The following is a 16,148-nucleotide window of genomic DNA, read 5'->3' on the forward strand; positions in this document are numbered from 1 at the left end:
GGTGTTACCCCTTATACAGCCGTGGGTTCATTACATCCCGCAACCAGTCACCCAAAAGGTTAATGACCAGCACGAGCACCACCAGCACAAGGCCGGGAATCAGGGTAATCCACCAGGAACCACTCTGGATGTAATCGAAGCCGGACTTGATCAATGACCCCAGAGACGGCTGGGTCTCCGGCATACCAAGGCCAAGGAACGACAGCGCCGCCTCGGAAATGATGGCGTTGGCAATCTGGACGGTGCCGATAACGAAGATCGGTGACAGGGTGTTGGGCAGAATGTGCCGAAACATGATCCGGCCGGTCCGGAAGCCCATCACCTTGGCTGCGTCCACGTATTCCTTTTTCTTCTCGGCAAGCACCGACGCCCTGACTGTTCGGGCAATCTGGGGCCACTCGGCCACGCCGATGATGAAAATCAGCATGTAGATGGCAATCTCACCGAACATCAGGTTGCCAAAGCTGGCCTTGAACACTGCGCCTACTATGATCGCAACCATCAGGGTAGAGAAGGACAGCTGAACATCGGCGATCCGCATCAGGACGGCATCCACCCGACCCCCGAGGTAACCCGCCAGCAACCCGAACAGAATCCCCAGCGCGGCCTGGAGTACAACAGCGCCAAAGCCGATCAGCAGGGAGACGCGGGTGCCATAGAGAATGGTGGAAAGCAGGTCACGACCCTGGGCGTCTGTCCCCAGTGGAAACGCCGGATCAGCCCCGTCCATTCCCGCAGGCGGCAATTCCGAGTTCATGATGTTGATCTGGGCCAGATCATAAGGGTTCGCAGGCGCCAGCAAAGGCGCGAAAATCGCCGCCAACACCATTAGCAACAGGACCACAAAGCTGGCAATGGCCACTTTGTCGCGTTTGAAGCTGTACCATAGGAAGGACTCGCGAAAGCGATCCCAGCGTGAAAGAGTCGCCGTCGTCATGCTTTCTTACCTGTCAGTTTTACCGTGGGGTTCACCAGTCCGTAGACCAGGTCCACCAACGTGTTGGTAATTACGAAAATCAGACCCACCACCATCAGGTAAGCCACAATCAGGGGGATATCACTGCGGGTGATTGCCTCCAGGAACATCAGCCCGACACCCGGCCACTGGAACACGGTTTCCGTGAGGATGGTGTAAGCCACCATGATGCCAATCTGCACACCGCCCACCGTAATCACCGGCAACATGGTGTTCTTGAGGGCATGAAGAAAGTTGATACGGGCCGAACTCAGCCCCTTGGCACGGGCATAACGGATGTAATCGCTCTGAAGCACTTCCATCATTTCCGCACGGATCAGACGGATAAACAGCGGCAGCATGATGGATGCCAGGGAAACAGAGGGCAGAATCAGATGCAGGATGCCACCCTGGGAGAAAAAGCCGGATTCCCAGGTGCCGAACAAGGGCGTCAGGTCATCACCACGGCCGTATGAAGGCAGACCACCTTCCGTGGACAACGCGCTATTCAGCCAACTGCCCCAACCGGTCTCCGCCGGAAATGCGTCCACGGTGACGCCGATAGAGAACAGCTGAATCAGCACAATGGCCGTCAGGAACACCGGGATGGAAATCCCGACGGTGCTGACGCCCATAAAGAATTTGGATAGCCACGCCTGGGGCCGGATCGCGGCATAGACACCAATAGGCACCGAGAACACGATGATAATCAGGCTGGCACCGATCACCAGCTCCAGCGTTGCCGGCAGGTGTTCGAGAATGACTTCAAGGGTGGGTTTACCATAGAAATAGGACGTGCCCAGGTCACCCTGGACGGCAGCGGTGGCGAAACGCAGGTACTGCACCACCAATGGGTCATTCAGGCCCATCTCCTCACGGATCGCTTCGCGCTCATCCTGGGAGACAGACATGCCCACCATCTGCTGAAGCGGGTCACCAAGACCATCCTGAATGGCGAAAGCAATCACACTGATCACAAACATGACCAGCAAGGCCTGGGATATCCGCTGAACCAAAAACGCTAACATGGAAAATTTCCAGATAAAGCTGCAAACAAAAGGCCGGCCACAGGCATTCCCGAGGCCGGCCCGCCCATAGAGGCTGTTACTCCACGACCAGGTCACCCAGGTACGGGAAGTTCATCACGTTGAGGATCTCCTCGATCTTCACGTTCTTCTTGCTGGCCCAGGCCAGGTCCTGCCAGTGCAGGGGCACGAACGCAGCGTCGTCATAGAGTCGCTGCTCGACTTCCTGCAGCATCGCGGTCCGCTTGTCCAGATCGGTTTCAACGTTGGCCTTGTTCACCAGAGCATCGATTTCCGAATTGCAGTAGTTACCCGCGTTGTACTGACCGGCACCACTGTCTGCATCCGGACAGAAGGTCAGGAACTCGTAGAAGTTGGCAGAGTCTTCGGTATCCGCGTGCCAGCCAATCATCATCATGTCCCCGGCACGATCGTCGTACTCAGGCCAGTACTGGGCCTTCGGCAGTGTTTTCAGATCCACTTTGATGTTAATGCGGGCCAGCATGGCTGCCACTGCCTGAGCGATCTTGTCGTCATTCACGTAGCGATTGTTCGGCGCCATCATGGTGATGGTGAAACCGTCTTCATAACCGGCTTCTTTCATCAACTGCTGAGCCTTGGCCACATCAAACCGGGGCTTGAGGGACTCGTTATGGCCCTGGTAGCCCGCAGGTGACATCTGGGCAGCCGGAGTGGCAAAGCCCTTCATGATCTTGGCGGCAATGCCTTCCTGGTTGATCGCGTAGGCAACGGCCTGACGAACCTTAGGGTTCTTGAACGCTTCAACGCGATCCTGGTTCATATGAAACAGAATGATGCGGGTGCCGCTCATGGTGACCAGGTCGGCGTTTTTGTCGCGACGGATACGGTCCAGGTCGGTCGGAGGTACCGGTGCGATGAAATCCACGCCGCCAGACAACAGAGCAGATACGCGGGTATTATTCTCCTTGATCGGCGTCAGAACGATTTTGCCGACATTGCCCGGAGAAGCCGTATCCCAATAGTCGTCAAACCGCTCAAACTCAACGCGGACACCTTGCTGGCGTTCGGTGACAACGTAGGGGCCGGTACCAGAAAGATGCTCGGACGCATAGGAATTGCCGTGCTTGGTGATCGCACTCTTGTCCTTGCCGTCTTCGGTTTTACCGGTGTAGAACTCGCTGTCCATCGGGAAGATATAGGTCGCGGTGTTGAGCAGCAGCGGGTATGGCTCACTGGTCACCAGCTCAAACGTGTAATCGTCAACAACATTGATACCGCTGAACGGCTTGAAAATCGCCTTGAAATCCTGGCTCTGCTTCAGGCGGTCGAAGGTGAATTTCACATCCTTCGTGGTGAGCTCATTGCCGGAGTGAAACTTCACACCTTCGCGCAGCTTGAAGCGCATGGTGTTCTCATCAATGCGCGCCCAGCTCTCGGCCAAACGGGGCTCGAAGCCAAGGTCTTTGGTCCAGCGCAACAATGGATCAAAGGTCATGTGGCTTAACTGCAACATGCCACCGGAAAGCTGTTCATGGATATCCAGTGTCACGGGGTCGGCGTCATACGCCATCTTCAGTTCCTTGTTCGCCTCGGCAGACATCGCCATCGGGGCGGCGGCCAGGGCCATGGAACCAACAAAAGCTGTCAGTAGTTTCTTCATCGCGTTTTCCGTCGCTGTTTTAAGAATTTTACGGCACATCGGCGCAAATTCGCTCCAGATGTATGCGCTAAAAACTAGTCGGGGAATCCCGTAACAGCAATCGAAATTGCAACATGGGGTTATTCGTGAAGTGAATGACCTTAATTGGGGCGGGTGTTACAGATGAAAAACCAGAGGCAGAATCAACGCCGTGAACACCCCGGTCAGCCCCATTCCCAGAGAAGCGAATGCGCCGGCCGTGTGGCTTATCTCAAACGCACGCGCGGTGCCGATAGCATGGCCGTTCAGCCCCAGGGCAAAGCCTAGAATCCTCTCGTCTTTAACAGGCAAAAGCCGTGCGAGCAGGTCAACGAAGAGGGTTGCCACCACGCCGGTGATCAGAAGCCCACCCATCATCAGGGGCACCGAGCCACCCAACTGCTCGGTAATACCGATGGCGATGGGAGCGGTTACCGACTTGGGCGCCAGCGAGGCCAGCACCTCCGGTGTCGCCCCCAGCGCCCAGCCAATCACGACGGCATAAACCGCAGCCATGGTGGCCGCAATCGGCAGGGTGACCACAATCGGGCGCCACATGGCACGGATATGGTGCATCTGCTGGTACAAGGGAATCCCGAGGGCAACAGTGGCAGGACCCAACAATACCGTCAGCCAGCGCGCACCTTGTTGGTAATCCTGGTAGTCCACCGCCAGAACGGCAATGACGCCGGATAACAGACACGCCGACAGGACCACTGGCGGCAGCCACAAAGGCCGACCAATGCGTGAGAACAGCCAGTTGCCGGCGAAGAAGGCACCCAGGGTTAAACCGATCGCCAAGATCGGAGTGGCGGCAAGCGTATCCGGCAACGTCTGGAAGCGGGCGAAGAGTTCACTCACGATCGCTTACTCCCCTGGCCGTCACCAACTTCATCAACAATAAAGTGGTCAGCACACTCAGAAAGGTGCCCAGAAGCAAAGCCGCCGCAACCGCCAGCCACTGCCCCGAGAACTGATCGGCGGTAAAAAACACACCGACAACTCCCGGCATGATCAAAAGCACAAGCACCGATATCAGGCCCTGGCTGGCCAAAGCCAGGTCATCACTGACACTGCCCTTGACCATCAGCGTGAAGGTCATGACCACCATCCCCAGCACGCCGCCACTCACTGGCAGCGCCAGAAGCAGACGCACAGACTCGCCAAGAATAAAAAACAACACCAGAACCAGAAAACCACGCAACATCGGCATGCGTTTACACTCACCCGGGAAAGAATTGCATTACACTAGCCCAAACCACTATCTCGATACTAATGCAGGAAGCCCATGGCGCTCAAAGCAACCATACTCAAGGTGACGCTCAACATCGCTGACATGGACCGCCACTATTACGCGGATCATCATTTGACCATCGCCCAACACCCGTCGGAAACCGACCTGCGCGTGATGATCCGGCTGCTCGCCTTCGCTCTGAATGCCAGCGACACCCTGGAATTCACCAAGGGACTGAGCACTGATGATGAGCCCGAGCTGTGGCAGAAAGACCTGACCGGCGAGATTGAATTGTGGATTGAACTGGGCTTACCCGAAGAAGACCGAATAAGAAAAGCCTGCAACCGCGCTGGCAAAGTGATCCTTTATACGTATGGCGACCGCGCCTTTCCCGTCTGGTGGGACAAACACCACGGCAAACTGGAGCGTTTCGACAACCTCACGATCGTCCACCTGCCCGGCGACAGCACCGAGGCCCTGGCCGAGCTCGCCGACCGCTCCATGAGCTTCCAGGTGACCATCCAGGATGGCGAAGTGACTTTCAGCAACGACAACAATCTGGTGGCGATAACTCCCGATCAGCGACTACCCCAAAACTGATGGCTGGACTTGCCTTCAGGGGCTGGACAGCGACCCGCTTCGCACGTAAGATTGCGCACTCGAAATCGGCACACCACTGCTGATTTTCGTTCCGCCCGTAGCTCAGCTGGATAGAGCGCTGCCCTCCGGAGGCAGAGGTCAGAGGTTCGAATCCTCTCGGGCGGGCCATTATTTCAAAGGCTTGCGTGAAAACGCAGGCCTTTTTTGTTTGTCTGTGTCCAACCTGTATGGCGATATTTTCCGCGGATCAAAAACCTCACCTATGCATATCAGCGACTGCAATCAGGCCGGCTCGAACCTTTCCTGCAGCCATGCCTTGATCTCGGCAGACTCGTACAGCCAACGCTCACTGCCATCATCCTGTTGAATCTTCAGGCAGGGCACTTTGACGCGGCCGCCACCGGCTTCCAGGGCGGCACGATGCTGCGGGTTATGCTGGGCATCGCGGGTTTCAATGTTCAGGCCAAGTCGGGCGATTTCCTTGCGTACCTTGATGCAGAACGGGCAGGCTCTGAACTGGTAAAGAGCGAGATGTTTGCTGGCCTCGTCGGCGAGTTTCTGTTTTTCAGGGGTGCGGGTCACGCTTTTAGGCGTGCTGAGCTTTTCGCTGAGCAGCATGAATGGTGTCAGGACCAGGCGCAGAGTGCGGAAAAAATAACGAATAATAACTCTCATAGGTAAGGCTCAAACTCCGAATTGAAGGTGGCCTGCCGGGTGTTCGGCATTCAGGCTTGATTTGCGTGTTTAATAGCGGTGCGTGAGGATATCACTTCATCCGGTTAATTTGGTACTGACCCTGACCCCGTATTAGGGCGGGCCATTATTTCCAAAGGCTTGCGTGAAAACGCAGGCCTTTTGTTTGGGTTTATCCGCCATTACGGCCTTAAATCTTGGTTGCTCTGGGCAATTTCTTGTCGACGCACCCAGGCAGCGCGAAAGGTTTCCGAAGCCACCCCGGCCAGAAGCCCAAAAAACGGATCCGCCCAAATGGTAATCAGTGCTGTTATTACGATGACAGGCCAGCAAGATGGTTTGGCTTTCCAGAGGCGCCTGGACAAAGCAAGCTCAACGGCTGCGACAAACAACAAGGCCCCAAGACCAGCCGTTGGAATTGCTTCAATGACTGAAAGGCCACCCGGTAACAAAGCGACCATGAGCAAACTTATTCCCAGCAAAACGGGAGCCATGCCGGTCCGGGCACCGAAGCGATAATGCGCCGCCACACCGCCGGCTCCGTGACACATAGGCATGGCGCCGAGGGGTACCAAAAAGAGGTTGGCCAAGCCAGTGGTCACCGACAGCCGGGCTGGCGTAACTCGATGCGATTGCTCGCCGAAGTAATCCTCAACCACGAGCGTAGTAAGCACGATGGCATTGGTTAACGTCAGGGCCAACTGGGGCAACACCAGCGTGGAAATGGCCTGTTGCCAATCGTCCATGCTCGGTAACTCAGGCAGTGCGAACGCAACCGAATCCATCACGGGAAGCGTGAGTCCAGGTGCCCCCAGAGCCGCACCGATTGCTACGGACCCAACAAGCCCTATCAACGCCGCTGGCCAATTCGGCAACATCTTCAGAGTAATGACCAGCATCGCCAAAGTGACCAAACCCAGCGGCAAGGAAGTGGCCATCAAACCTAGACTCATGTTGGCCAACATCAACCCCAGCCCCAGCTGAAGACCGCTTAAAACTGATCGGGGTACCAGACCTGCCGCTCGGTTAATCCATCCGGTTGAACCTAGTAACAGCAATATCGCCCCTATCAGCACGCCACTCGCGACCAGGCTCTGGGAGCTCACTTGGACAGTAAGCAATAGTGCAGCAACAGCTTTCATAGGCTGTACTGGTATGGGGAGACGATAATACAGCCCCGTTGCGATGTAGAACACGGCAAAACCAAGGAGTACGGGTACCGGGGCTAATCCTGCGAACCCAATAGCCCCAAGACCGAGCGGCACCAGGGTACCGATATCACCCAGCGATCCACTGGCATCCCTCACTAAATCTTTCGGTACTGAAGGCATGCAGGCTCCTGATTGATTCGCCTGTTTATTGTTATTGGCCCTGTTCAAGCGTTATAGACGACCTTGCCCAGCTCACTGATATCGTATCCACAGAGCGCTTCGGCGCGCTGAACAAAGCGCTCGCTACCGGCGAACGCCAGCAGCCGCTGCACCGCTGGCTCAAAATAGTGACGCCGACGCATGGCCAAGTCAAAGTGCTCCTGCTGCAGCGGAATAAAATCCAGCCCTTGACGCCGTGCCGCAGCCTCGATTCCCACGCCAATATCCGCTTCGCCCTGGCGGATGGCCAAAGCCAGATCATCCTCACTGAGTGACGGGTGAGCAGTCCACATGAGTTGCCTGGCATCGATACGGTGACGAGCCAGCAAGCTCTGCAGTAAATGGCTGACGCCGGCATCGGGCTGGCGATGAGCGACCCGTATGCCAGGGCGGGCGATATCCTCAAGTCGTACAAGCCCATGAGGGTTATCGGGGGCCAAAAGAAGCCCCTGCTGGCGTTTTGCCCACCGAATCAGCACCAGGTCGCGCATCCCGCTCAGCCCTAGCGTAGCAGGGTCATTGTAGCGCTGATTTTCGGCATGCCAGATATGCATGCCTGCAAGCATCGCGCGCCCGTCGACTAATCTTTGTACGCCATCGCCGCTGCCCTTGCACAGCAAAGCCAACTCCGCGCCGCTCTCCTTCAAGGCCCACTCCAACAGCGGGTCCTGGCTTCCGGCGAGGACCGGGGGGATCGGCGAGCTGACGGCGTCGTCACCCTCCAGATGGTTCATCAGCCACAGATCAATACGTTGGCGCGGAAACAACAGCTTTCCAGTCACCCGCACACAGGGAATAACCCCCTGACTGACCAGGTCGTAAACTTTGCGCTCTTTCAGGCGCAGATACTCGGCAGCCTCAGCCGTTGTGAGGTAGGCGGGAAGGGGCATCGATCTCTCCTGCAGAGCGTGAAAAGCACAAGGCTGTTTTTAGCTGCATATTTTTCAACAGACTGTGCAAAGCGTAGCCATAAACGCCACGATGCTCAATATCAAGGAGACGCAGCTGTGGAAAATAATGCGTTTTATGTGGCGCTGTCGCTACTGTTAGACCTGGATGCTTCGCTCGTTCAGATCGTGGCACTCTCACTGCAGGTTTCGCTTCTCGCGGTACTGATCGCCGCTGTGCTGGGCTTCCCCCTTGGTGCGGCGGTTGCGCTGTGGCGCTTCCCCGGGCGCGGCGGGATGATTGTCGTGCTCAATGCCCTGATGGGGCTTCCTCCGGTAGTAGCCGGGCTCATGGTGTATTTACTGCTCTCGCGCTCCGGGCCACTGGGTGAGTGGGGGTTTCTGTTTACACCGGGCGCCATGGTCATTGCGCAGGTGGTGCTGGTATTGCCGATTCTGGCCGCGCTTTCGCGCCAGAAGGTAGAGGAACTTCTGGGTGAGTACCGCGAGCAGTTTATTTCATTGGGCATGTCACGCTTGCGCATGATGCCCACACTGTTATGGGATGCCCGCTTTGCGCTATTGACCATATTGCTGGCCGGGTTTGGCCGCGCCAGCGCCGAGGTGGGCGCAGTGATGATGGTGGGCGGCAACATTGACGGTGTTACGCGGGTAATGACTACCGCAATCGTGCTGGAAACCGGCAAGGGCAACCTGCCCTTGGCGCTGGGGCTTGGAATTGTGCTGCTGACACTGGTCATGCTGATTAACGCAGGCGTCTATTTGATGGGTGAACTGACCAAAAGGCGGGTAGGATGACCTCATTTAACGCTCCGCTCCTCGCCTCGTCCGCCCTTTTCCCACCACCGGCGTTGTGCTTCGATGGTGTCGCCTTCAGCCACCAGGACAAGTTACTGCTGGGACCGTGCTCCTTCACACTGGAGGGCGCAGGTCCCACCCTGGTGTTGGGCCCCAATGGGGCGGGCAAAAGTCTTCTGCTGCGCCTGGCTCACGGTTTGCTCTCACCCACTCAGGGCCGGGTGGCGTGGTCAAGTAAGGCGCGCCCCCGCCAGGCGATGGTATTCCAGCAACCGGTGCTTTTGCGCCGCTCGGCCGTGGCCAACCTCATTCACGCGTTGGCGGTGAATGACGTGCCTCGCAAGGCACGTGCGAAGCTCGCTGTTGAGGCGCTGGAGCGTTTTGGCCTCACCGCCTGCACAGACACGCCCGCGCGCGTGCTCTCCGGCGGCGAACAGCAGCGCCTGGCACTGGCGCGCGCCTGGGTGCTTTCTCCTCAGGTGCTGTTTCTGGATGAACCCACTTCCGCGCTCGACCCCGCTGCAATTAAAGCCGTAGAGGCCGCAGTGCGCGAGTTTCATCAGCGGGGAACGCGCATTGTAATGACCACTCACGATCTGCATCAGGCCAGGCGACTCGCCGGAGATGTACTGTTTCTCTCTGGCGGAAAATTACGTGAACACAGCCCCGCAGAAACCTTCTTTAACACGCCCGTCTCGCGAGAGGCGCAAGCGTTTGTTGCCGGAGAACTCGTTGAGTAGCTCGGTTTTAACCCTCGACAGGAGACAAACAAGATGAAAAAAACGTTAACCCTAGTACTCGCAGCTATCACCACCATGGGCCTGGCACTTAGCGCTTACGCCGATGACTACATCACCCTGGCGTCGACGACCTCGACCGAGAACTCAGGGCTATTCGACTCCATTTTGCCGCAGTTCGAAGAGGCCACCGGCATCGAAGTTCGAGTCGTTGCTGTGGGCACCGGGCAAGCGTTTGAAATCGCCCGCCGAGGCGACGCCGACAGCCTTCTGGTCCATGATACTGTTGGCGAACAGCGCTTTGTCGCGAATGGTTTCGCCAGCGAACGAGCCGATGTCATGTACAACGACTTCGTGCTGATTGGTCCGGCAGATGATCCTGCCAATATCAGTGAAGCACAAAGCGCCGCCGAAGCATTCGCGGCTATCGCCAATGCCGAGGCGCCCTTCACTTCACGCGGCGATGACAGTGGCACCAATCGCGCCGAGTTGCGGCTCTGGAAAAACGCCGGCGTCGAGCCCGACGGTGACTGGTACCGCGAGCTTGGCAGCGGCATGGGGCCAACACTCAACACCGCCGCCGCCATGGATGCCTACGTGATGTCGGACCGTGCCACCTGGGTGGCATTTGGAAACCGTCAGAATCTCGAATTGCTCTTCGAGGGCGACAAAGTGTTGTTCAACCAGTATGGCAGCTTGCTGTTGTCCGAAGAGAAGCATCCGCACCTCAAGCACCATCTGGCCAAGCAGTGGCACAATTGGCTGCTTTCCGAGGAGGGCCAACAAGCGATTGCCGACTTCAAGGTGAGCGGACAACAGCTGTTTTTCCCGAATGCCAAATAGGCTAATCTCTGACAATCTCCGTAGATATTCCATCCCGCGGCATTCATGAAACGGCTATAACAAAAAATGACGATTAATCCCCTACTCCCCGATCCTAAAGACCCTCGCTTGTCCCGCACAGTCGAGGGCGTTGATGAAAACGGTCAGGGTAAATCGATTAGCGTAATCGAAGAACGCCCACTGACCATCTATCTGAACAGCCAGGAAATCGTCACGGCCATGACCATCGGCGATCACCCGGAGTATCTGGCGCTTGGCTTCCTGTTGAACCAGGGCATGCTGAAAGAGAGTGATCAGGTCACCGGCATCGATTTCGACGAAGAGCTTGAGGTCGCCGTGGTACGCACCGCAGGCGTTACTGATATCGAAGACAAGCTGGAAAAGAAAACCCGAACTTCCGGCTGTGCCGTGGGCACTGTCTTTGGTGACATGATGGCGGGGCTGGACGGTCTGTCGCTTCCGGACACACCAGTCCACATCAGCACCTTTTACGATCTCTCCTATCAGATTAACCACACGCCCAGCCTGTACATGGAGACCGGCGCCATTCATGGCACTGCCCTGTGTCAGGGCCGCGAAATCCTGGCCTACATGGAGGATGTCGGGCGTCACAACGCCGTCGACAAGATCGCAGGCTGGATGCACCTGAACAACATTTCCGCGGCCGACAAAGTCCTGTACACCACCGGGCGCCTGACCTCTGAAATGGTCATCAAGACCTCCCTGATGGGCATTCCCACACTGATCAGCCGCTCAGGTTTCACCGCCTGGGGCGTCGATATCGCCCGGCAGGTCGGACTGACTCTGATCGGACGGATGCGAGGCAAGAAATTCACCTGCCTGAGTGGTCAGCATCGTCTGGTGTTCGATCAGGACTTGTCGCAGATACCCGATGAAGACAAAAAGCTGCGTCGCAAGGGCGCCCGGCATGATTGACGGAGGCGGAGCATGACTGAGTGCGCAGTCATTCTGGCGGGCGGCCAGGCAAACCGGATGGGCGGCGGTGACAAAGGGCGATTGATGCTGGGCGACCAGTCATTAATCCAGCGAGTCATCGATCGGATCACGCCACAGGTTGATGCCGTGGTGTTGAATGCCAACGGGGATTTGAGTCGATTTGATGATTTGGGTCTGCCCGTGGTGGCCGACTCGGTTGCCGATTTTCCAGGCCCGCTGGCCGGGGTGTTGGCGGGCATGGATTGGGCCGCCGAACAGGGGCATGAATGGCTGATCAGCGTCGCCGCAGATACCCCGTCGTTCCCTCGGGACCTGGTTGCACGGTTGGCCGAGCATGATACCCCCGTGGTGTTGGCGGCCACGCCGGATCCAGAGCGCGGCCGAGTGCCTCAGCCAACTTTTGGCCGCTGGCAGGTTTCTTTGCGTAATGATTTGAGAGCCGCCCTGAACGACGGTGTCCGCAAGATTCGCCAGTGGACGCAGGCCCAGGGTGAGACACTGGTCATTTTCGGTGAGAACGACTTTTTCAACATTAATACGCCGGACGATCTGGCTTGGGCGGAGAAGCACCTGAAGTGAATGTTATAGGCATCGTAGGCTGGAAAAACTCCGGAAAGACCACACTGGCCGCGGCTCTGATTCGGGAGCTCTCCAGCAGAGGGTTAACGGTCAACTCGATCAAACATGCCCACCACATGGTGGATGTGGATCAGCCCGGAACAGACAGTTACAAGCACCGGGACGCCGGCGCCCGTGAGGTCATACTGGCCGGCGGTCAGCGCTTCGCAATCATGCACGAACTCCGAGGGGCAGCAGAGCCAACGCTGGAAGAATTGCTGTCCCGGCTGGGCCCCTGCGACTGGGTGGTGGTGGAGGGTTTCAAGACCCACTCCCACGCCAAGATCGAGGTGCACCGGCGAGAGGGATCGCGGTCACCGCTGTTCACGGAGGATCAGAGCATTGTTGCCGTGGCGTCGGACTACGCTGCCGAGTTCTCGGGCCCCGTTTTCGACATCAACGACATCCCCGCCATCGCTGATTTTATTCTCAACCGTCAGCCAGCCTGAACAGCACAACCAGGAGCCGAAGATCCATGAAACCGCTTCGCAACGACTGCTTTGCCCTGCCCCCCGGCGTCAACTGGACCCCGGTTGACGAGGCCCTCGAGCGTTTGCGCTCACGGTTGCACCCAGTGGTGGAAGTGGAGCGCGCTGTTCCACTGTCACAGGTGAACGGTCGGATCCTGGCAAGCGATGTCTATGCACCTCGCGCCCATCCCCCAAGCAACAATTCCGCCGTCGACGGCTATGCCCTTGCGGGACCGGTGACGGATGCTCCCTGCACACTGCCTCTGATGGATGGCCGCAGTGCCGCCGGTGAGCCTTACACGGGCCGGGTGCCCGAAGGCCACGCGATCCGGATTCTGACCGGGGCGGTCATTCCAGCCGGCACGGATACCGTGGTGCTGGAGGAAGACTGCGAAGTCACGGATGGCCAGCTGCATTTGAACGGCACGTTAAAAGCGGGCGCCAATGCCCGCAAAGCCGGCGAGGACATCAAGGCACAGGACAGGATCCTCACTGCCGGAACCCGCCTGAGCCCGACTCACATCTCGGTGCTTGCCAGCGTGGGCGTGGAGTCAGTCGATGTTTTTCAGCGTCTGCGGGTCGGGGTCCTGTCTACCGGTGATGAGGTGAAACCGGTCGGTTCAGCGGTCACCGATTGGCAGATCTATGACGCCAACCGCCCGATGCTCAGCGCCCTGGTCTCGCAACTTGGCTACGAACTGGTAGACCTTGGCCATGTGCTCGACCAGGCCGACGAAGTCAAAGCGGCGCTGGAGCGTGGCGCTAAACAGTGCGACTTGATCCTCACCAGTGGCGGTATTTCAGCAGGAGACGAGGATCATGTTTCGAAAACCCTGAAAGCCCATGGCGAAATCAGCAACTGGCGCATAGCGATCAAGCCGGGCCGCCCTCTGGCGCTGGCCATGTTCCAGGGGACACCCGTGGTGGGTTTACCAGGAAATCCGGTTGCGGCCTGGGTCTGCACTCTGCGCTTTGGCGCTCCGGCGATGGCACTACTGGCTGGGGGGGAGTGGTTCGAACCCCAAGGCTACGTCATGCCCGCTAATTTCTCGAAGAACAAGAAGCCGGGGCGCAGCGAGATGCTGCGCGCTCGGATCCGTGATGGAAAGGTTGAAGTATTCGGCTCGGAAGGCTCGGGCCGGGTGACCGGCCTGGCCTGGTCCGAAGGCCTGGTGGAACTGGATGAGAGCGCCCAACAGATAGAGCCGGGCACTCCCGTGCGGTTTATTCCTTACGGCAGCTTCGGCCTTTAATCAGTCAACGCTGCCGTGAACCGCAAAGGCCTCCAGTGAAGCATCCTGCGGCCCCCGGGAGCGGTAGGTTTCCTCAACACCCAGCTCGGTCAGGGTGCGGCTGACCATCAGCAGGGTGTTGTCCTCGAAGTCTTCACACATACTGCGCATCTGATCGATCTCTTCACAGGCCACCGGATAGGCCGCATCGATATCCGGCGCGCCGTAATGGTCAACAAACGTCTGCGCGAGGGTCCGGCGCACCTGCTCCAGTTCCGGTTCTGTAATGTTGCACACACCCACGAAACTGGCGCGGCCGCCTGACTCAATGCTATACCAGCCGTTGCTGAACGCCTGACGGGCTTTCCCCTTCAAATCTGCTTCGGTCCAGTTGGAGAATTCGAAGCCACCGGAGATTGCCCATTCGCCGCTGGGCGCAGGCTTTTCAAATACGTTTTCGTCGGAAATATCCAGCTGCAGGGTTCGGGCCAGTTTCATACGTGCTCCGCGAATTCAATCAAACTCAGTGTCTCGGTCATGACATCCTGGCGTAACAGCATCCGGCCTTTTTCATCCAGGCCAACGAAGATGCCGGGCCTGGGCAGTTCAATCATTTTGCCCAGGGTGTCGCATCTTGGCCGCCACTCGTTGTGTACCCGCTCAAAGCCGCTGTCCATAAAGTAGGTCAGCCACAGCAAAGTGTGCTTGGACCAGCTTTCCAGCAGGGCCATGGGCGTGATTTCGATACAGCCTTCTTCATACAGACAGGTCTCGTTCGGGTTTTCTCCCGGCTGGTCCGTCATCGGAATAAAAGGTACCTCAATACCAATGACCAACCAGTTGGGATAGGCCTTGGGATCGGAAACATCCGCCGCGAAACGGACACTGCCGCACAGCGCACCGTTTACCTTGATGCGGTCGGGCCACTGAAAGTGCACGGGGACTTCCGGCGGGGCCAACGCACCCAGACTCTCGGCAAGGCCTATCTGGGCGACGTAGACTGCCTGAATCGCCTCTTCAAGGGGTGTTTCCGGCGCCAGGACCAGGGCCGCGCGCAGGGTGTCACCTTGCTCGGAGTAGAACACCGTGCCGGAATCGACACCCGCGATGGCCCGGCTGACGGCTTTATCAAACGGGTCCGTGTGTCTGGGCACCGCTTCTCCCGTAAGTAACGGCGGGAATTGGGGTGATTCAATCATTTGATGGCCCGGGCATAGACGTCAGAAGCAACGATTTCATCGGCGATGCGCTGGAAAGCCTTGGACTGCGGGCTATCCGGTTTTGACACCACAATCGGGACCCCCCCGTCCGAACCGATACGAATATCCAGATCAAGCGGGATCTCACCCAGGAAGGGCGCTCCAATCTTTTCTGCCTCCGCCCGGGCGCCACCGGAACCAAAGGGGTGGTGCTCTTTACCGCAGCCGTCGCAGACAAAAGAGGCCATGTTTTCGATCAGGCCAAACAACGGCACGTCCATCCGGTTGAACATGTCGATGCCTTTGCGAGCGTCCATAAGAGCAATGTCCTGTGGTGTAGAGACCACAACCGCACCGGCAACAAAGAATTTCTGGCTCAGGGTCATTTGTACGTCACCCGTGCCCGGGGGAAGATCCACCAGCAGCACGTCCAGCCTCCCCCAGTCCACCTGGTTCATCATCTGTTCCAGGGCGCCCATGAGCATGGGTCCGCGCCAGACAATGGCTTCGTCATCCGGAGCCATCAGGCCGAGAGACATCAACGTCACGCCATGATTGCGCAGAGGCAGGATGGTGTGGCCGTCGGGGCTGGACGGGCGACCGGAAACACCCAGCATGCGCGGCTGGCTCGGTCCGTAGACGTCGGCATCCAATAGGCCCACTTTGAGGCCTTTCGAGGCCAGTGCAACGGCCAGATTGGAGGCAACGGTGGATTTGCCAACACCGCCTTTGCCCGAGGCGATGGCAATGATCCGATCAATCCCCCTCGGATTTTTGTCCTGCGGCCGGGGCGCGTCGGTACCGATCAGGTTCGGTTTTCCTACTTCGGTGTACTCAACCATGTTGTGT

General features: G+C 57.9%; 19 protein-coding genes and 1 tRNA gene. 9 read left to right on the forward strand and 11 right to left on the reverse strand.

Annotated elements, in window-relative coordinates; translation table 11 throughout:
• Positions 1-4 precede the first annotated feature (4 nt).
• The 5 genes from BKP64_RS13330 to BKP64_RS13350 form a co-directional block, all read right to left on the reverse strand.
• The gene (locus tag BKP64_RS13330; protein WP_070970947.1) at positions 5-937 is read right to left on the reverse strand and encodes an ABC transporter permease; all 933 of its coding nucleotides are present in this window, start codon (positions 935-937) and stop codon (positions 5-7) included.
• Positions 934-1,983 (reverse strand): ABC transporter permease, encoded by a 1,050-nt coding sequence (locus BKP64_RS13335; protein WP_070970950.1) that lies wholly within the window; start codon positions 1,981-1,983, stop codon positions 934-936. Before BKP64_RS13335 ends, BKP64_RS13330 begins: the two co-directional genes overlap by 4 nt.
• A 76-nt stretch (positions 1,984-2,059) precedes the next feature.
• Positions 2,060-3,622 carry an ABC transporter substrate-binding protein gene (locus BKP64_RS13340; protein ID WP_070970958.1) on the reverse strand — a complete coding sequence of 521 codons (1,563 nt, stop codon included), beginning with the start codon at positions 3,620-3,622 and terminating at the stop codon, positions 2,060-2,062.
• 156 nt (positions 3,623-3,778) lie between these two features.
• Positions 3,779-4,504 carry an LrgB family protein gene (locus BKP64_RS13345; protein ID WP_070970961.1) on the reverse strand — a complete coding sequence of 242 codons (726 nt, stop codon included), beginning with the start codon at positions 4,502-4,504 and terminating at the stop codon, positions 3,779-3,781.
• A complete protein-coding gene (locus tag BKP64_RS13350; RefSeq protein WP_070970965.1) occupies positions 4,494-4,853 on the reverse strand; it encodes a CidA/LrgA family protein in 360 nt (119 codons plus the stop codon). Before BKP64_RS13350 ends, BKP64_RS13345 begins: the two co-directional genes overlap by 11 nt.
• A 75-nt stretch (positions 4,854-4,928) precedes the next feature.
• Here BKP64_RS13350 and BKP64_RS13355 point away from each other — a divergent pair, with 75 nt between their 5' ends.
• Positions 4,929-5,474, forward strand: a complete 546-nt coding sequence (locus BKP64_RS13355; RefSeq protein ID WP_070970968.1) for a YaeQ family protein — start codon at positions 4,929-4,931, stop codon at positions 5,472-5,474.
• Positions 5,475-5,565: 91 nt separating this feature from the next.
• Positions 5,566-5,642: transfer RNA gene (locus BKP64_RS13360), tRNA-Arg, on the forward strand.
• Positions 5,643-5,756: 114 nt separating this feature from the next.
• Here BKP64_RS13360 and BKP64_RS13365 read toward each other — a convergent pair.
• From BKP64_RS13365 to BKP64_RS13375, 3 genes are all read right to left on the reverse strand, one after another.
• Positions 5,757-6,149, reverse strand: a complete 393-nt coding sequence (locus BKP64_RS13365) for a glutaredoxin family protein (protein WP_070970971.1) — start codon at positions 6,147-6,149, stop codon at positions 5,757-5,759.
• Positions 6,150-6,349: 200 nt separating this feature from the next.
• Positions 6,350-7,498: a putative sulfate/molybdate transporter gene (locus BKP64_RS13370; protein ID WP_070970974.1), complete on the reverse strand. Its 1,149-nt coding sequence runs from the start codon at positions 7,496-7,498 to the stop codon at positions 6,350-6,352.
• 44 nt (positions 7,499-7,542) lie between these two features.
• Complete coding sequence (locus BKP64_RS13375) at positions 7,543-8,427, reverse strand: helix-turn-helix transcriptional regulator (protein WP_070970977.1); 885 nt, start codon at positions 8,425-8,427, stop codon at positions 7,543-7,545.
• 117 nt (positions 8,428-8,544) lie between these two features.
• Between BKP64_RS13375 and BKP64_RS13380 the strand changes: the two genes are divergently transcribed.
• The 7 genes from BKP64_RS13380 to BKP64_RS13410 all read left to right on the forward strand — a co-directional run bounded on the left by BKP64_RS13380 (position 8,545) and on the right by BKP64_RS13410 (position 14,121).
• Entirely contained in the window at positions 8,545-9,243 is a 699-nt protein-coding gene (locus BKP64_RS13380; protein WP_070970980.1) for an ABC transporter permease, read from the forward strand.
• A complete protein-coding gene (locus BKP64_RS13385) occupies positions 9,240-9,983 on the forward strand; it encodes an ATP-binding cassette domain-containing protein (RefSeq protein WP_070970983.1) in 744 nt (247 codons plus the stop codon). The genes BKP64_RS13380 and BKP64_RS13385 overlap by 4 nt, the downstream gene beginning before the upstream one ends.
• A gap of 33 nt (positions 9,984-10,016) precedes the next feature.
• Positions 10,017-10,823: an ABC transporter substrate-binding protein gene (locus tag BKP64_RS13390; protein ID WP_070970990.1), complete on the forward strand. Its 807-nt coding sequence runs from the start codon at positions 10,017-10,019 to the stop codon at positions 10,821-10,823.
• Positions 10,824-10,889: 66 nt separating this feature from the next.
• Entirely contained in the window at positions 10,890-11,759 is an 870-nt protein-coding gene (locus BKP64_RS13395) for a formate dehydrogenase accessory sulfurtransferase FdhD (protein ID WP_070970993.1), read from the forward strand.
• Positions 11,760-11,771: 12 nt separating this feature from the next.
• Positions 11,772-12,359: a molybdenum cofactor guanylyltransferase MobA gene (mobA, locus tag BKP64_RS13400; protein WP_070970995.1), complete on the forward strand. Its 588-nt coding sequence runs from the start codon at positions 11,772-11,774 to the stop codon at positions 12,357-12,359.
• A complete protein-coding gene (gene mobB, locus BKP64_RS13405; protein WP_070970996.1) occupies positions 12,356-12,847 on the forward strand; it encodes a molybdopterin-guanine dinucleotide biosynthesis protein B in 492 nt (163 codons plus the stop codon). The genes mobA and mobB overlap by 4 nt, the downstream gene beginning before the upstream one ends.
• Before the next feature lie 26 nt (positions 12,848-12,873).
• Positions 12,874-14,121, forward strand: coding sequence for a molybdopterin-binding protein (locus BKP64_RS13410; RefSeq protein WP_070971000.1), 1,248 nt, complete (start codon positions 12,874-12,876; stop codon positions 14,119-14,121).
• Here the strand turns inward: BKP64_RS13410 and BKP64_RS13415 are convergent, their stop codons facing one another.
• The 3 genes from BKP64_RS13415 to BKP64_RS13425 are packed head-to-tail and all read right to left on the reverse strand — an operon-like array spanning position 14,122 to position 16,141.
• Positions 14,122-14,598, reverse strand: a complete 477-nt coding sequence (locus BKP64_RS13415; protein WP_070971003.1) for a DUF6505 family protein — start codon at positions 14,596-14,598, stop codon at positions 14,122-14,124. It abuts the gene before it with no gap.
• Positions 14,595-15,299, reverse strand: a complete 705-nt coding sequence (locus BKP64_RS13420) for a biotin/lipoate--protein ligase family protein (RefSeq protein WP_070971006.1) — start codon at positions 15,297-15,299, stop codon at positions 14,595-14,597. Before BKP64_RS13420 ends, BKP64_RS13415 begins: the two co-directional genes overlap by 4 nt.
• Positions 15,296-16,141 (reverse strand): Mrp/NBP35 family ATP-binding protein, encoded by an 846-nt coding sequence (locus BKP64_RS13425; protein ID WP_083329222.1) that lies wholly within the window; start codon positions 16,139-16,141, stop codon positions 15,296-15,298. Before BKP64_RS13425 ends, BKP64_RS13420 begins: the two co-directional genes overlap by 4 nt.
• Positions 16,142-16,148 lie beyond the last annotated feature (7 nt).

This window comes from Marinobacter salinus, from assembly GCF_001854125.1.
Lineage (GTDB): Bacteria > Pseudomonadota > Gammaproteobacteria > Pseudomonadales > Oleiphilaceae > Marinobacter > Marinobacter salinus.

What these genes read in the sequence shown, in the direction of transcription:
- BKP64_RS13330 (WP_070970947.1), bottom strand. Translation starts at nt 937, where the DNA reads ATGACGACGGCGACTCTTTCACGCTGGGATCGCTTTCGCGAGTCCTTC.
- BKP64_RS13335 (WP_070970950.1), bottom strand. Translation starts at nt 1,983, where the DNA reads ATGTTAGCGTTTTTGGTTCAGCGGATATCCCAGGCCTTGCTGGTCATG.
- BKP64_RS13340 (WP_070970958.1), bottom strand. Translation starts at nt 3,622, where the DNA reads ATGAAGAAACTACTGACAGCTTTTGTTGGTTCCATGGCCCTGGCCGCC.
- BKP64_RS13350 (WP_070970965.1), bottom strand. Translation starts at nt 4,853, where the DNA reads ATGCCGATGTTGCGTGGTTTTCTGGTTCTGGTGTTGTTTTTTATTCTT.
- BKP64_RS13355 (WP_070970968.1), top strand. Translation starts at nt 4,929, where the DNA reads ATGGCGCTCAAAGCAACCATACTCAAGGTGACGCTCAACATCGCTGAC.
- BKP64_RS13365 (WP_070970971.1), bottom strand. Translation starts at nt 6,149, where the DNA reads ATGAGAGTTATTATTCGTTATTTTTTCCGCACTCTGCGCCTGGTCCTG.
- BKP64_RS13370 (WP_070970974.1), bottom strand. Translation starts at nt 7,498, where the DNA reads ATGCCTTCAGTACCGAAAGATTTAGTGAGGGATGCCAGTGGATCGCTG.
- BKP64_RS13375 (WP_070970977.1), bottom strand. Translation starts at nt 8,427, where the DNA reads ATGCCCCTTCCCGCCTACCTCACAACGGCTGAGGCTGCCGAGTATCTG.
- BKP64_RS13385 (WP_070970983.1), top strand. Translation starts at nt 9,240, where the DNA reads ATGACCTCATTTAACGCTCCGCTCCTCGCCTCGTCCGCCCTTTTCCCA.
- BKP64_RS13390 (WP_070970990.1), top strand. Translation starts at nt 10,017, where the DNA reads ATGAAAAAAACGTTAACCCTAGTACTCGCAGCTATCACCACCATGGGC.
- BKP64_RS13395 (WP_070970993.1), top strand. Translation starts at nt 10,890, where the DNA reads ATGACGATTAATCCCCTACTCCCCGATCCTAAAGACCCTCGCTTGTCC.
- mobA (WP_070970995.1), top strand. Translation starts at nt 11,772, where the DNA reads ATGACTGAGTGCGCAGTCATTCTGGCGGGCGGCCAGGCAAACCGGATG.
- BKP64_RS13410 (WP_070971000.1), top strand. Translation starts at nt 12,874, where the DNA reads ATGAAACCGCTTCGCAACGACTGCTTTGCCCTGCCCCCCGGCGTCAAC.
- BKP64_RS13415 (WP_070971003.1), bottom strand. Translation starts at nt 14,598, where the DNA reads ATGAAACTGGCCCGAACCCTGCAGCTGGATATTTCCGACGAAAACGTA.
- BKP64_RS13420 (WP_070971006.1), bottom strand. Translation starts at nt 15,299, where the DNA reads ATGATTGAATCACCCCAATTCCCGCCGTTACTTACGGGAGAAGCGGTG.
- BKP64_RS13425 (WP_083329222.1), bottom strand. Translation starts at nt 16,141, where the DNA reads ATGGTTGAGTACACCGAAGTAGGAAAACCGAACCTGATCGGTACCGAC.